Annotated in this window: 11 protein-coding genes; 3 read left to right on the plus strand and 8 right to left on the minus strand. The window is 45.3% G+C overall.

Features of this window, described 5'->3' with window-relative positions:
- Positions 1 to 99: 99 nt before the first annotated feature.
- The 5 genes from F6K64_RS39065 to F6K64_RS24315 form a co-directional block, all read right to left on the minus strand.
- Positions 100 to 1,926 carry a phycobilisome rod-core linker polypeptide gene (locus tag F6K64_RS39065; protein WP_008183169.1) on the minus strand — a complete coding sequence of 609 codons (1,827 nt, stop codon included), beginning with the start codon at positions 1,924 to 1,926 and terminating at the stop codon, positions 100 to 102.
- Positions 1,927 to 2,746: 820 nt separating this feature from the next.
- Complete coding sequence (locus F6K64_RS24300; RefSeq protein WP_008183171.1) at positions 2,747 to 3,508, minus strand: phycobilisome rod-core linker polypeptide; 762 nt, start codon at positions 3,506 to 3,508, stop codon at positions 2,747 to 2,749.
- A gap of 330 nt (positions 3,509 to 3,838) precedes the next feature.
- On the minus strand, positions 3,839 to 4,633 hold the full coding sequence (locus tag F6K64_RS24305; RefSeq protein WP_008183173.1) for a phycobilisome rod-core linker polypeptide: 795 nt from the start codon (positions 4,631 to 4,633) through the stop codon (positions 3,839 to 3,841).
- 45 nt (positions 4,634 to 4,678) lie between these two features.
- Positions 4,679 to 5,470 carry a phycobilisome rod-core linker polypeptide gene (locus F6K64_RS24310; RefSeq protein ID WP_008183175.1) on the minus strand — a complete coding sequence of 264 codons (792 nt, stop codon included), beginning with the start codon at positions 5,468 to 5,470 and terminating at the stop codon, positions 4,679 to 4,681.
- Positions 5,471 to 5,660: 190 nt separating this feature from the next.
- Positions 5,661 to 6,530, minus strand: a complete 870-nt coding sequence (locus F6K64_RS24315; protein WP_008183177.1) for a phycobilisome linker polypeptide — start codon at positions 6,528 to 6,530, stop codon at positions 5,661 to 5,663.
- A gap of 403 nt (positions 6,531 to 6,933) precedes the next feature.
- On the opposite strand from F6K64_RS24315, the gene F6K64_RS24320 reads away from it, so the two are divergent.
- Positions 6,934 to 7,116: a hypothetical protein gene (locus tag F6K64_RS24320; protein WP_287266547.1), complete on the plus strand. Its 183-nt coding sequence runs from the start codon at positions 6,934 to 6,936 to the stop codon at positions 7,114 to 7,116.
- On the opposite strand, the gene F6K64_RS24325 is transcribed toward F6K64_RS24320, so the two are convergent.
- The 3 genes from F6K64_RS24325 to F6K64_RS24335 all read right to left on the minus strand — a co-directional run bounded on the left by F6K64_RS24325 (position 7,082) and on the right by F6K64_RS24335 (position 9,236).
- Positions 7,082 to 7,951, minus strand: coding sequence for a HEAT repeat domain-containing protein (locus F6K64_RS24325; protein ID WP_008183179.1), 870 nt, complete (start codon positions 7,949 to 7,951; stop codon positions 7,082 to 7,084). The two genes, F6K64_RS24320 and F6K64_RS24325, sit on opposite strands and share 35 nt — an antisense overlap.
- A 30-nt stretch (positions 7,952 to 7,981) precedes the next feature.
- A complete protein-coding gene (locus F6K64_RS24330) occupies positions 7,982 to 8,212 on the minus strand; it encodes a DUF8630 family protein (RefSeq protein ID WP_287266548.1) in 231 nt (76 codons plus the stop codon).
- A gap of 166 nt (positions 8,213 to 8,378) precedes the next feature.
- Positions 8,379 to 9,236: a pentapeptide repeat-containing protein gene (locus tag F6K64_RS24335; protein WP_287266550.1), complete on the minus strand. Its 858-nt coding sequence runs from the start codon at positions 9,234 to 9,236 to the stop codon at positions 8,379 to 8,381.
- Between the two features lie 190 nt (positions 9,237 to 9,426).
- Between F6K64_RS24335 and F6K64_RS24340 the strand changes: the two genes are divergently transcribed.
- Positions 9,427 to 10,020: a phycobiliprotein lyase gene (locus F6K64_RS24340; RefSeq protein ID WP_008183185.1), complete on the plus strand. Its 594-nt coding sequence runs from the start codon at positions 9,427 to 9,429 to the stop codon at positions 10,018 to 10,020.
- Positions 10,021 to 10,231: 211 nt separating this feature from the next.
- Entirely contained in the window at positions 10,232 to 13,909 is a 3,678-nt protein-coding gene (locus F6K64_RS24345; protein WP_008183187.1) for a two-partner secretion domain-containing protein, read from the plus strand.
- The last annotated feature ends 202 nt before the right edge of the window (positions 13,910 to 14,111 follow it).

Genomic DNA, 14,111 nt, shown 5'->3' on the forward strand with positions numbered 1-14,111 from the left:
TCAGTAAACTCTCAACAGTCAACCTTCAACAACCTACACATTTCTATGGCAACTGGCCATAGAGCTAATAGCAGCTCTAATAAGTACTAAGTTTTTCCTCTAATAACTACGAGGACGCCATTTATTCAACTGGGTTTCTGCAATCATAGCTAAACGGCGCTGATCAGCAATCTTTTCTTGTAAGGTGGCAATTTCGTTCGTTTGTTTTTCAGACTTTTGTTGCAGAGCTTCATAACTGTCTGGCTCTACAGTTGCTGCTGCCATGGGGATTTGGTCCGCAATGCTGGTGAAACCACTACCACCATTGGTCGAAGAACTGTAAGACTGCCATTTGCTATACTGTGATTCTCCAAAGCTAGCCAATGGTCGTAACTCTGCCAGCTGTTGCTGCAAGGTTTCCAGCAGTTCTTCTTGCTCTTGGCATTTCCGTTCGATGGCTTGATACGCTTCTGAGCGTTGTTTCTCAGCTTCTGTGGGAGCTTCCTGCGGTTGGATTTTGGGCTTGAGTACTTCATCCAATAAAGCTTGGATATCAGTAACTGGGGCTTGTCCAAGGGGATTATTGTAAATAATTGATTTATTCAGCCTTGGTGGATTCCCTGACACATTGTCTTTATCAGAGCTAGAAACGCTCGGCATCAGCACCAACATGTTAGTAAACCCAAGGAGCTTTTTGCCTGTTTGGGTTTTATAGCCCCGGTAAAAGGGTACAACATTCTCCCCAAAGACCTCTTGGTACTCGTCACTATCGATATAGGAATCAATATCCGCCTCGAAACCTTCTTGATCAAGTACTTGGCTGTGATAGAAAGTCTCAGAGTAGTCATCAGGAGCACGACCGAGCAAATGCTTAAAATTCAGCTCAATTGACCGGTAGCGGGGACAGATATCGAAAAACCTTGACCGATACAACTCGGACTTGGCAACCTGACGCACAAACTCACGGACAGTGATTTCCCCCCGCTTGATCTGGGATTCCGGGACAGTCAGCCGTTCACTTTCCATAACATGGGCATTTCCCAAAACCTGACGATAAACTGCTCGAATCACCGTCTCGATTTCTGCTTCCGAACGACCTGGCCACAGCTCAATCGGATCAACTTCTTCCCAGGCTTGATACTGGCGTTGCCAGGTTTGAGTCGTGTTTTGCAGCAGTTTTTCAGCTTCTGTGAGAATCTTAGGTGCTGTTTGAGTTTCTACCGGACCTGCTGGTTGGCCTTTATTGAGACCTAGAACATTAGCCAGGAGTTTATTGACATCTGTGGGTTTTACTACATCACCAGCTCCAGAAAGCGCCTCCATCTTACTGGGGCTATTGGTCATCAGGAACTGATTCAACCGAGACCAATTCCCCCGCCAAACAGTTGCTTGATCGCTACCAGCTGCACCACGCAACAGTTTTAAGAGATGGGTAAATCCTACTGTACTCTTGCCTATTTGGGTTTTGTAACCCCGATAATAGGGAACCTGGTTTTCCCCAAAAGCCAGCTGGTATTCTTCGCTATCGATATAAGAATCGATTTCAGTCTCATAACCCCCTTGATCAAGCACCCTTGTATGCTCAATAATTTCCTCATAACTTTCGGGAGCTCGACCAAGGAGATGCTTGAAATTCAACTCAATGGCTCGGTTACGAGAGCAAGTCTCGAAAAATCGGGAGTAGTAAAGCTCAGATTTAGCAACTTGCCGCACAAATTCCCGGACAGAAATTTCTCCCTTTCTGAGTTGGGATTCGGGCACAGTGAGCCGCTCACTCTCCATGACATAGGTATTCCCCAAGACTTGCCGATAGACAGCCCGAATCACAATTTCTATTTCTTGTTGAGAATGACTAGGCCACAGTTCAACTGGGTCTGTGTCTTGAAATGATGCCACCCCTAATTGCGGGGCTCGTGTCAGTACAGGGTTTATAAAACCAATTACCATCTAAAAGACCTCCCAATCCATCGTTGTTAAATGTTGTTAATTAAAGTTAATAAACAACTAATTTAAAAAAAAATGACAAAAACTACTTTCTTAACTTTCTATTGAATTCACTTTAATTAAAGAGTCTTTATCAGTGAATATAAAAAAAAATAATTGAACAATATAAGTATTAAATTATTTTTGGTTAACGTTAACCTTGTTATATGGTCTTGGCTAATTGACCCTAGGCTGATTGACTGAAAAAAATCCTAAAATCCTTAATTTTTCTAGGAAGCTTAACCGTATAGTCATTTGTGCTTATTATATCTTGGTGACAGAGATTTTTCCCTCTAGTTTTTCCCTCTAGTACAACTGTGCGATCGCTCTAATCCCTCAGAGTGCTAGTGCCATCTGCAATTATTCCTAACATCGGGAAAGTACTTTGAATTTACTAAGTTATGAATTCATAAAATTCAATACCGCTGCCATTAATTAATGAACAATTATCTAATCAATAGTGTTAGTTTTTGGAAAATAGCTGTTGATTGTTCACAACCTATTTCCAAAAACTAACATCTAGATACTTAGCTCAGATCAACTACTGAATCCGTAAGCATTCAGCCGTCAGCATTCAGCCGTCAGCCGTCAGTCTTCCGCTTATGCCCATAGCGCACGCTACTTGAGGTGATGCGCGAATAAGCGATGCAGTGGCCTCACGGGGTTTTCCCCCACTCGCGCTTTGCATCAAGAAAAGAGCTAAGCATTCGAATAATGCTGAGTTACGTAAAGCTGATAGCTGATAGCTGATAGCTGATAGCTTACCTGAATCCTGACAGTCAACCTAACCGATTTCAGTAATACTGACAATTTTGCTGCCCATTTTGTGGATATTTTGAATCCTCGCCGACAGCTGGTCGTAACCCACTTCATAGGTAGCATTACTCCGCTTAAAGCGAGAACCAACACCAGCTTTAGCTACAGTAACCTTAAAGCGTTTGCCTGTATTGGCGTAATTACCTGAACCCCCAGCAGGAGCAGTAATCTTGGTAGACAGATTAGCCGCTAAATCACTAATCAGGGTAGCTTGGTTACTGCTATCACTGGTAGCATATCCCCGCATCAAACAAAACGTCCGATTAAAGGCTACGTTCTTAATCCCAACTTCGGTAGTATTACTACGAGGATAGGGGACAATAAACTCGCCAAAACTCGACTGATACTCTGCGCTATCGATATAAGAATCGATTTCAGCGTTGTAGCCAGCAGTGTTATAAATTTGAACGTGTTCGGCAATTTCTGTTTGATCCTGGGGAGCACGACCTAGAAAATGCTTGTAGTTCAGCTCAATGAAACGATACTGGGAAGCAGAATCAAAAAACAGGGACTTATACAAGTCTGATTTAGCGACCATGCGCACAAAGCCCCGTACACTGATGTCTCCATTGCGCAGCATCGCTTCAGCAGTAGTTAAGCGATCGCATTCCAGCAAGTGCGGGTTACCTAGAACCTGTTTGTAAACTGCCCGAATCACTGTCTGCACATCATCTTCTGTTGCACCAGGACGCAACTCTACCGGGTCAGCATCGATTACCCAAAGTGACATTTAAATTCCTCCTAGATTCTTTGCTCAGATTTAGCTGAATTACACAGCTATTCACTTACCAGTTATCAGTTATCAGTTAACAGTTAACAGTTTTTCTTGATTACCATTAACTGTTGACTTGTAAGCATTCAGCTATCAGCTATCAGCTATCAGCTATCAGCTAGCAGGCGCTTTAACTGAACGGGGTGGGATGAGTAAAACGAGCAGGGATTTTCAACTAGCTGTACCAGCCCGTAAGGTTGTTTACTAATTCCCGTTGATTAGCTGACGGCTGACAGCTGACGGCTGAATACTTACGTTGACTTAGTAACTGATAACCGGGCTACTCGATCAATTTAACTCAGTAATACTGAGAATCTTGCCACCGCTTTTATGAATACTCTGCACTTGTTCAGAGAGTTGCTCGTAGCTAACCTGATAGTTCAGCTTGCTATACTTATTCAACCGGGCTGCAGCAGCGCATGTGGAAACAGCAATCTGGTAACGCTTGCCAGTGTTGCCATAACCTGCCCCATTTCCAACCGCTGGAGCCTTAACTTTTGGAGATATATTACCAGCTACAGCAGTAATTAGCTGGGCTGGTTTTCCACTATCACTGGTAGCAGAGCCTCGCAGTAACGAGAACATCCGATTAAAGCCCACATTCTTAATTCCCAATTGGCTACGGATGCTGCGGGGGTAGGGAACGACGTTCTCCCCAAAATTCTGGAGATATTCGTCACTATCGATATAGGAATCGATTTCAGCCTCATAACCCTGTTGATTGTAAAGGCTGACGTGCTCAGAGATTTCAGCTTGATCTAGCGGAGCACGACCTAGCAAATGTTTGCAATTAAGTTCAATGAACCGATAGGGAGAAGACCCCTGGAAAAATCGGGATTGATACAGGGATGATTGAGCGACCATGCGCACAAAGCCACGGACAGTAATATCCCCATTGCGCAACATTGATTCCCCATTAGCGAGTCGCTCGCTATCCATCAGATGGGCATTGCCCAAAACCTGCTTGTAAACAGCTCGAATTACCGTTTGTAAATCATCTTCAGTGGCAAAAGGCCGTAATTCTAATGGATCACCTTCAAAGGCATCCAAGCCTAGAACAGCTGACCGAGTTAAATTTCCCATTTCTATCTCTCCTTTAAAACTTCCGAAAAGACCAAACCCCAGACATTAGGAGATTTCTGTAATGCTGACGATTGTCCCACTAGTGCGATTAATCCGCTGAATTTGGGGTGTCATCTTGCTGCCAGGAACAATGTACTCAGTGGTACTACGACGGCGACGACCGCTGTACATGGCACCCCGCACTACAATTTTGAACGTCTTTTCGGTAGCATCAGCATAAGCGGCAGCACGACCACCTGCCAATGGCACAATTTTGCTGGTGCTATTGGTGGCAACTGCTTCTACCAAGCAAGAGCTTTTGATGGAGCTATCAACTTCTGAATTACCCCTTAACAAGGAGAGGGTACGGTTATAACCCACCTGCTTTTGGCCGATTTGGCTACTAGAACCACAATAGTAGGGTACGGTATCATCCCCAAAATTATTTTGGTATTCGTCACTATTGATGTAAGAATCAATCTCAGCATCGTAGCCCTGCTCAATACAGATGCGGATGTGTTCCGCAATTTCTGTTTGATCCAGGGGAGCACGACCCAATAAATGCTTAAAGTTCAGCTCAATAAATCGGTAGGGCGCACAGGATTCAAAATAACGAGCGCGATAGAAATCTGATTTGGCCACAGCCCGGACAAATTCCCTGACACTGATGCTGCCATCGCATAATTGCGATTCAGCATTCACCAGCCGCTCGCTCTCCATAATGTGGGGGTTGCCCAAAACTTGACGATAAACTGCCCGAATTACAGCTTGTACTTCATCAATGCCACTAGTGGGCCATAGTTCAAAGATCAAATCTGAATCTAGACCAAACTTGGCAGTAGGCGCTGTACTGACCATTTAAATTTCTCCTTGCAAAAAACTTATTCAAACTAAAGGGGATTTTCCTTGCCAAAACAAAGCAACCAACCCTTAATTTCACTGCACCTCTACCTTCTTTGGCAGCAAACTAGTTGGCTTGCTGCCAAAGCACGCAGACATACACGAACTTTTCCAGATTAGAAACGTTTGAATCCCGATTGAATCCTAATTACACAACGGTGATGCTGGCAATCACGCCACCTTGCTTATGAATCCGCTGGTACTCTTTGGAGAGCTGATCAAACGGAACCAGGTAGACCTGGTTACTGCGCCGGAATTTGGATACCCGATTCACTGCACCAGGGGACTTATAGCCAGTGACCTCAATCCGGTAAACCTTACCTTCAGCACTAGCTCCAGCACCATGGCGAGTTCTGGCACCAAATGGTGTGTCTTGGAAAGACCAGCCAGATACACCACCAGACGGGGGAATCACTGCTGTAGGAATTTCTTGAATTACATTCTTATTTAGACAGGGAGTCTTGCCAGCCAAGCTTCCTTTGAAGTCGCTACTAGACGCTCCTCGCAACAGTTGGAACATGTGGGTAAACCCAACCATCTTCTTGCCTGTTTGGGTTTTGTAGCCCCGGTAGAAGGGAACAGTGTCTTCCCCATAGACTTCCTGGTACTCGTCACTGTCGAGGTAGGAATCAATCTCTGCCTCGAAGCCCCCTTCATCCCAGATAATACTGTGAGCTTTCATCTCCTCGAAGCCATCGGGAGCCCGACCAAGTAAATGTTTGAAATTCAGCTCAATTACCCGGTAACGGGGAGATTTGTCGAAAAACCGGGAGCTGTAAGCATCGGATTTAGCGACTGCCCGCACAAATTCCCGAACGCTGAGTTCACCTAGTTTAAACTGAGACTCTGGGACAGCGAGTCGCTCACTTTCCATGACATAAGCATTGCCCAAGACTTGCCTATAGACCGCCCGAATCACGGCCTCAGCGTCTTCGCTTGAGATACCTGGCCATACTTCAATTGGATCTGTGTCTTCAAATAGGCCGACACCTAGCTGTGATGCTGGTCCGAATGCCATTAACAGATTCTCCTAGATAGCAACAAATTTTTTAATCAGGGTTTTCTCAGGGTGTTTAAAAAACTTTACAAGCTTTTAAACAACAACATAACCTCTCTCACGACTCCTGATGGAGGAATCTTGGGAGCTCATAGTTCCTGTGAGCAAGATTGTGTCAGTGTTTTACACCTTCACACATTTATTTATACAATGCCCTGATCACCCTAAATTATCAAGATTTGTAAACTTCTGGGATTCTCTGTGATTGAAACTGACAACTATCTTAGAAATTATGAATTATCAAGTATGACTTATGAAGTATGACTTATGAAATATCGAAACTTTGATTGTTTTATTTTTCACTCATGCTTTTTAAGCTACTCTCAACCTAACCCCAAGGTCGAACAACCTCTAACCTTCAACCTTGGCCAAAAGGCCACGTTACGGGAACAACCTCCAACCTTCAACCTTCAACCCTTCAACCCTTCAACCTTCAACCTTCAACCTTCAACCTCTAACCTTCAACCTTCAACCTTCAACCTCTAACCTTCAACCTTTAACCCTTCAACCCTTCAACCCTTCTGAATTTGTGCGATCGCTACCTTGACCAGTTGGCGAATTTCCTCTCGCTCATCGCATAACTTGGCTGTTAAGGCAGGTAAAGCCGCTTCATCCTTCAGCTTCCCTAAGGATAAGATTGCCCTCCGCCTTACCTCTTGGCTAGGGTCTTCCAGTAACGGGATTAAATGGGGAACCCCTACCTGGGGGTTAAGTTGGCTCACCGATGTCGCTGCTTCTGCACGAACATTGACAGATTCATCTTTCAGTGCTACCAGGAGAATTTCTGTAGCCTGGTCATTACCCGGTTCATCCACCAAATTAGCGATCGCACCGACTACTGCCATCCGCACATCTTCTGATTCCGAGTGGATTGCCTGATACAGGTGCTCAGCTGCGTCTGACCCAATAAAAGCTAGTGCCCAAGAGGCATGACCTTTTGCCGTTTGGGGATAATCCGCTGATTCCAACACCTCAATCAACTTTGGCACAGCCGCTTCTCCCATTCTGGCTAAGGCTCCAGCCGCTGAACTCTTGACCACTGTATCCTCATCATTTAACAAAGCATTGATCAGGGTAGGAACCCCCTGGGGATCCCTGATTTTTGCTAAAGCCTTGCCACAAGACCTGCGCACCACCGGGTTTGGGTGATTAGCTAGTGCTTCGAGCAAAAACGGAGAAGCTGGCTTACCAATTTTGCCGAAGGCTTCCACGAATCCAAGTCTGACCATGCCCCGGCTATCAGCCAGGGATTCAACCATCTGTTTTAACTGTTGCGCATTATTATTAATGTCAACGTTTCCCTCAGCAAGTTGGCTATTAACATCAGCCAGCAAGCGGTCAGTTTCAGAAGGAGCTGGTGGTTCAGTTTGCGATGTAACCATGGGTAATTCCAGTTGCTTCAGTCAGTTGCTTTAGGATGATGGCAAAGAGGATTCCTGGGGGCGGAGATTTTCCAGAGCAGTGTCAATCTTTACAATTTCCGGGTGTTTTTTGATATGCTCCATGACCGCTTTTTTCGGCAATTTCACCTTCTGGGCCATTTTCATCACATCATTAACGAGTCTTTCCCGATATTTCTCTAGTTCAGTAATAACTTCCTCAATTTCTGCCGCTGATGGCTTGGCTTCTTGACTCTCAGACATTTTGGTGACGTTCTTAAATGGTGATTATTGTATAATAAGGTTAGAGCTTTCAAGTTTCAAGTTAAAGCTTACAGCTTACAGCTGACACCTTACAGCTTACAGCTGACACCTTACAGGTTTCAACCGCTTAACCTTGGCCAAAAGGCCACGGGTGCGCGTTCAACCTTCAACTACAATGACTGGCTCCTAAACTTTCCCGAGTATTACTTCGAGTATAGGGATTCCAGGTATCGAGTTCTTTATATGGTTGATTCAAAAGCATGGAACGGGTAGAATCACTGATGCCTTGAGCCATGGTAAAGTCAGCGCCAGCAATATTTTGTACATGGTTTAAATCTGCTCCAGTCAGGTCGGCCCCTCGCAAATCGGCTCCCTCCAGCTCCACGCCACTCATACGGGCATTGCGCAAGCAAGCCCCGGTCAGCAAAGCCTTCCGTAAGTTGGATCCACTCAAAGCAGCATCCTGCAAATTAGCACCAGTTAAATCCGCTCCGCTGAGATAACCTCCTATTACTCTAATCCCTTGCAAGTCAACTCCCCTGAGATTAGCGGTATTTAGAAAAGCACCATTGAGATTAGCACCAGGACCAACAGCACCAGAACTTTTGTAGCGAAATCCTTCTGGCCAAGTAGTTTCCCGGTCATACAGGGCTACTTGTAGGTTGGTTTCATTTAAGTTAGCCATCGTCAAATTAGCCTTCCTTAAATCCGCCCGGTTTACATAAGCCCCTTCCAAATCAGCGCCAGTAAGGTCAGCGCCAGTCAGATCAGCTCCCCTGAGATCAGCTCCCCTCAGATTCGCTTCGCGCAAAATTGCCTGACTAAGATTAGCCCCAGTCAGAGTAGCTTGGCTCAAATTAGCTTTATGTAGGTTAGCACCACGGAGGTTAACCTGGTACAAGTCTCTCTGACTCCAATCGATGCCCTCAAGATTAGCATCAGAGATATAGTCTCCGGCTTGGAACCGTTTTAAGATATCCATAGCTTGGTTGTTAGTGCGATCGCTTAACCGAGTTTGACTCATGGTAATTACTGAACTCTACCTGGAACTGCCAAGGTTAGTCTACCGTTGTGCTGGGAACACAGGATATTACAAATAATTACCATTTCCTGGGTAGGGACTAGGCTAGGGACACCAAATGATCGTACCCTAACCTAGACATAGAGATTAATCATCTCTAGCCATATACCACTATCCGGAGGTTTAAGCAAAAATGCGACTCAAGCCACCCATGACCATGATGGACTTCTTTCGTAAAAGCGAGGGCAAGTGGTTTACTCAACGGACAGTTCATCACTTTGATAACGCTGCCGATGAATCCGGAGAATCCAATCTGATTGTTCAAGTCATCGAAAAAGATAACCCTAAAGTCCAAACCGTGTGTGACCTCCAAAAGATTGACCCAAGCCAGGCGATGGGGGGAGCGAGCTTTATGTGGCAAATCAATTTAGATGACCGGGAACCAAGTTCAAAATATGCGGCAATTCTGATTGATGTTCCAGACGATGAAACTAAGCTTAGTGGTAAATTGATTCGAGACCAGGGCTATGTGGAAAGTATTCCGGTAGTTAGTCGGTATTGGTTTGGCAAAGACGGCATCCTCACCATTGATACCAATTATCAGAATAATCAGGGTCAAGAACGTTGTTGGTTTATAACCGATGATTTTCGTGTCCGAGTCAGCACTGTGCGCATGATGAATGGCGTCAATCTCATGACCTATTGCTCTGAACGCCGTTGTGTTTCTAGGGAAATGCTAGAGCAAATGATTGAAACTAATCGCGCTAGAGCTATGGCGGTGCAATAGTAATTAAAGCATCGAAATAATAATTCATACTAATAATTCAGAAATGATTAGTATGATTATAAATAACCATTAGTTGATTCTTTCGAGAATTGATCTTAAAAGTTACTAGACAAGCAATAATTTTGACTCCTAAGTTGTGACTACTTACTCCTAAATCGGAGCATATTTGCTTAGATCACTCCCAAGGTTAAATATAGGAGGCTAAGTAAACATGAAAATATTGCAATCGCTAGTAATTTTTGGTGGCATAGGTCTGAGTGGATACTATGGGATTACCTATTCAGCCCATCCCGTTCTAGCTCAGATTGTTCCGGATCATACCTTGGGGGATAATCCAAGTGTTGTTAAACCCAATGTAGAGGTTAAAGGACTTCCTGCTGACTTGATTGAAGGTGGAGCAACCAGAGGGGATAACCTATTCCATAGCTTTTCTGATTTTAATGTTGGGGACTTGCAGCGGGTTTACTTTGCCAATCCCGCTGGCATTAACAACATTCTCAGCCGAGTAACTGGTAGTAACATCTCCAAGATCTTCGGAACCCTGGGAGTAGATGGTGCCGCCAACTTGTTTTTGCTCAATCCTAATGGTATTGTTTTCGGAGCCAATTCCCAATTAGATGTAGCCGGTTCCTTTGTCGGAAGTACCGCTAATAGTGTAGTGTTTGGCAATGGCACCGAGTTTAGTGCTACCAATCCCGAAGAACCACCCCTGTTAACCATTAACATTACTCCGGGATTGCAGTATGGCCAGAATCATCCTCAGCCGATCGTAAATGCTGGCAATTTAGCTGTGGGACAGGGACAGAATGTCACCTTAGTTGGTGGGAGTGTGATTAGCACTGGGGATATCCTAGCATCAGGGGGTGAGATTAATATATTAGCGGTCCCTGCTGAAACCTTAGTGCAATTGGGGCAAGCTGGACAGATTTTGACACTATCCACCCCAAAGGTGCCATTAACACCATCCGCTCCGGCCTCTGTCACTGAATTTTTGAGTAGTTTGGACCATGACACTGGCGTAACAGTTTCCAGTGACGGTCAGGTAACACTTACCGATTCCGGTACTGTAGTGCCACTTGAGCCAGGAACGGTGATGATCTCTGGTACCCTAAGCGCTGCCAACCTCTCCCCAGGACAAACCGGCGGCAAAGTAACGGTATTAGGAGATAACGTTGGCTTGTTTGACAGTGCATCAATTGACGTTTCTGGAGACAGTAGTGGTGGAAATGCACTAATTGGTGGGGATTTCCAAGGTCAAGGACAGCTGCCATTGGCCACAGCTACCTATATCGCTCCTGAAACCACCATCAAGGCTGATGCGGTTAGCACTGGTAATGGTGGTCTGATTCTGATTTGGTCCAATCAATCGACTCGCGCCTATGGCACCTTAACGGCACTGGGGGGATCCCAATCAGGCAATGGCGGTTTAATCGAGACATCCAGTGCAAATTTTCTCGATGTTACGGGAGTTAGAGTCGATGCTAGCGCCCCAAATGGTTTAGCAGGAACATGGTTACTTGACCCGAGGAATGTTACTCTTGGCTTTGCCGATACATCCAATGGCACCTTTGATAGTAATTCCAATATCTTCACTCCCACTGGAGATGATGCCGTGGTGAATATCCCAGATATTGAAGCTCAACTCAATGCTGGCACTAATGTCACTATCACTACTGGAACCACAGGCGCTCAGGAAGGAAATATCACCGCAGATGGCTTTGGCATTACCAAAACTACACCAGGGGAAGTCACTCTAAGTTTGCAAGCGGCCAATGATATTAGTCTCAAAAACTTTGGCATCAATGCCAACAGTGGTTTCCTGAATCTAGTCCTGGAAGCGGATAGTGACAATTCCGGTAGTGGTGATGTGGAATTGATGAATGCGGGAATTGATACTGGCGGAGGAGCAGTCACCATTACTGCGGCTGGTGCGATCGCATTGGAAAGTATCGGAATTAATAGAAATAACAACCGTACCGATCAGGCACCACCAATCACCGTGATCAGTGATGAATCCATATCCCTCAAAAGTGCTGGAATCAATAGCCTCACCTCTGGGAATAATGGAAATGCTGGAGACGTTATCGTTCAAACCGGTACCCTTACCCTAGAAGAGGCGGGGATTGGTAGTACGACAGAGGGTAAGGGGGATGCTGGCAATATCACTGTTACTGCTGCTGACTCAGTTGTGGTCACAAACAACAGTGGTATTAGTACCAACACTCAAGATAACAGTAGTGGCAATGCTGGAGAGATCACCATCACCGCCGGTTCTTTATTGTTTGAAAATCAAAGTGGTCTTGGCAGCGATACTCGAAACAATAGCAGTGGGGATGCTGGAAAAATAACCATTACTGCTGACTCACTTGTGTTCAGAGAACAAAGTGGTATTGGTACCAACACAAGAAATAACAGTAGTGGCAATGCTGGAGAGATCACCATCACCGCCGGTTCTTTATTGTTTGAAGGCGAGGATAGTGGTATTGGCAGCGATACTCAAGACAATAGCAGTGGGGATGCTGGAAAAATAACCATTACTGCTGACTCACTTGTGTTCAGAGAACAAAGTGGTATTGGTACCAACACAAGAAATAACAGTAGTGGCAATGCTGGAGAGATCACCATCACCGCCGGTTCTTTATTGTTGGAAGGTCAGGAAAATGGTATTGGCAGCGAGACTCAAAACAATAGCAGTGGGGATGCTGGCATAATAACCATTACTGCTGACTCACTTGTGCTCAGAGAAGGCAGTACTATTGGTACCAGAACGATTAATGACAGTACTGGGGATGCTGGCATAATAATAATTAATGTTGACTCCATCTCCCTAGAAAACAATAGTGCTATTCTAAGTACTACCGAAACTACTGGCGAAATAGGAACAATCACACTCAATGCCAACTCCATTTCCCTCTCAGACAGCAGAATTACTACAGCTGTAGAGGAAACAGCAGTTGTTAACTCTCAACCAGACCCAGAGCCTAACATCATCATTCGGGGAAGCTCGCTCTCCTTAACCAATAACGCTCAAGTGACTGCTAGTAGTTCTGGCCAAGGAAATGCTAGTGACATCTTGGTAGAGGCTGACTCTATCTTCCTTGAAGAAAGTAATATCTCTACTGAAACCGTTAGCGGAGACGGTGGCAATATTACTCTGACCCTACAGGATTTATTACTATTGCGCAACGGTAGTCAAATCACCACTAGCGCCGGTACCGAAGACCAACCAGGAGATGGTGGCGATATCACCATTAATGCTGATTTAATTGTGGCCTTCCTGGAAGAAAATAGCGACATCACCGCTAATGCCTTTGAGGGCATGGGGGGTAATATTACACTTACCGCTGAAGGGATCTTTGGGTTCAACTTTCCGGATCAACTAACCAACTTGAGTGATATCATCGCCAGTTCTGAGCGTGGTGTAGACGGTGACATACAAATCAACATCCTTGGGGTTAATCCCTCTCATGGTTTAGTAGAACTCCCCACTACTGTAGTTGATCCATCTACACTGATTGCCGCTAGCTGCACCGACAATGTCAAAGTAGGATCAAACAGTTCCAAAGGGGATGAATTCATTATTACTGGACGGGGTGGCTTACCTCCGAGTCCCCTTGACCCAATCATCAGCCAGACGGTGATAGCAGATTGGGTGACCATAGATAACTCGGCAACAGAAAATGATCAGAGTCAGATCACTCCTGCTGCTAGGGAGGAGTCGGCTCGAAAGCTTCCAAGGCGGCGAATTGTAGAAGCTCAGGGTTGGCTGATTGGCCCTGATGGTACCGTTATTCTCACTGCTTTCCCTACCACCCCCGATACCTGGGCTAACTCTTCATTGAAATCCCCCTCTTGCCAGGATCTCAGGAGAATTAGTAATCGCTCCTAGGGATTAATCCTTTGGTGGGCAGTGCTTAGCTTGGCTATCACCAGGTTGATGAATCGGTCTGATGCACTGCCCACCCTACATCTCTGCCCACCCTAGATCTAGCTAGGGATTAATCCTGTGGTCGCTAGTGCTTAGCAACGCCCTTGGCCAGCTTGATCAATCTCTGTGTGGCCGATAAGCTCGACTAGCTCAGTGGGTTGGT

The organism is Moorena sp. SIO3A2 (genome assembly GCF_010672265.1).
Taxonomy (GTDB): domain Bacteria; phylum Cyanobacteriota; class Cyanobacteriia; order Cyanobacteriales; family Coleofasciculaceae; genus Moorena; species Moorena producens.

What these genes read in the sequence shown, in the direction of transcription:
- F6K64_RS39065 (WP_008183169.1), bottom strand. Translation starts at nt 1,926, where the DNA reads ATGGTAATTGGTTTTATAAACCCTGTACTGACACGAGCCCCGCAATTA.
- F6K64_RS24300 (WP_008183171.1), bottom strand. Translation starts at nt 3,508, where the DNA reads ATGTCACTTTGGGTAATCGATGCTGACCCGGTAGAGTTGCGTCCTGGT.
- F6K64_RS24305 (WP_008183173.1), bottom strand. Translation starts at nt 4,633, where the DNA reads ATGGGAAATTTAACTCGGTCAGCTGTTCTAGGCTTGGATGCCTTTGAA.
- F6K64_RS24310 (WP_008183175.1), bottom strand. Translation starts at nt 5,470, where the DNA reads ATGGTCAGTACAGCGCCTACTGCCAAGTTTGGTCTAGATTCAGATTTG.
- F6K64_RS24315 (WP_008183177.1), bottom strand. Translation starts at nt 6,530, where the DNA reads ATGGCATTCGGACCAGCATCACAGCTAGGTGTCGGCCTATTTGAAGAC.
- F6K64_RS24325 (WP_008183179.1), bottom strand. Translation starts at nt 7,951, where the DNA reads ATGGTTACATCGCAAACTGAACCACCAGCTCCTTCTGAAACTGACCGC.
- F6K64_RS24330 (WP_287266548.1), bottom strand. Translation starts at nt 8,212, where the DNA reads ATGTCTGAGAGTCAAGAAGCCAAGCCATCAGCGGCAGAAATTGAGGAA.
- F6K64_RS24335 (WP_287266550.1), bottom strand. Translation starts at nt 9,236, where the DNA reads ATGAGTCAAACTCGGTTAAGCGATCGCACTAACAACCAAGCTATGGAT.
- F6K64_RS24340 (WP_008183185.1), top strand. Translation starts at nt 9,427, where the DNA reads ATGCGACTCAAGCCACCCATGACCATGATGGACTTCTTTCGTAAAAGC.
- F6K64_RS24345 (WP_008183187.1), top strand. Translation starts at nt 10,232, where the DNA reads ATGAAAATATTGCAATCGCTAGTAATTTTTGGTGGCATAGGTCTGAGT.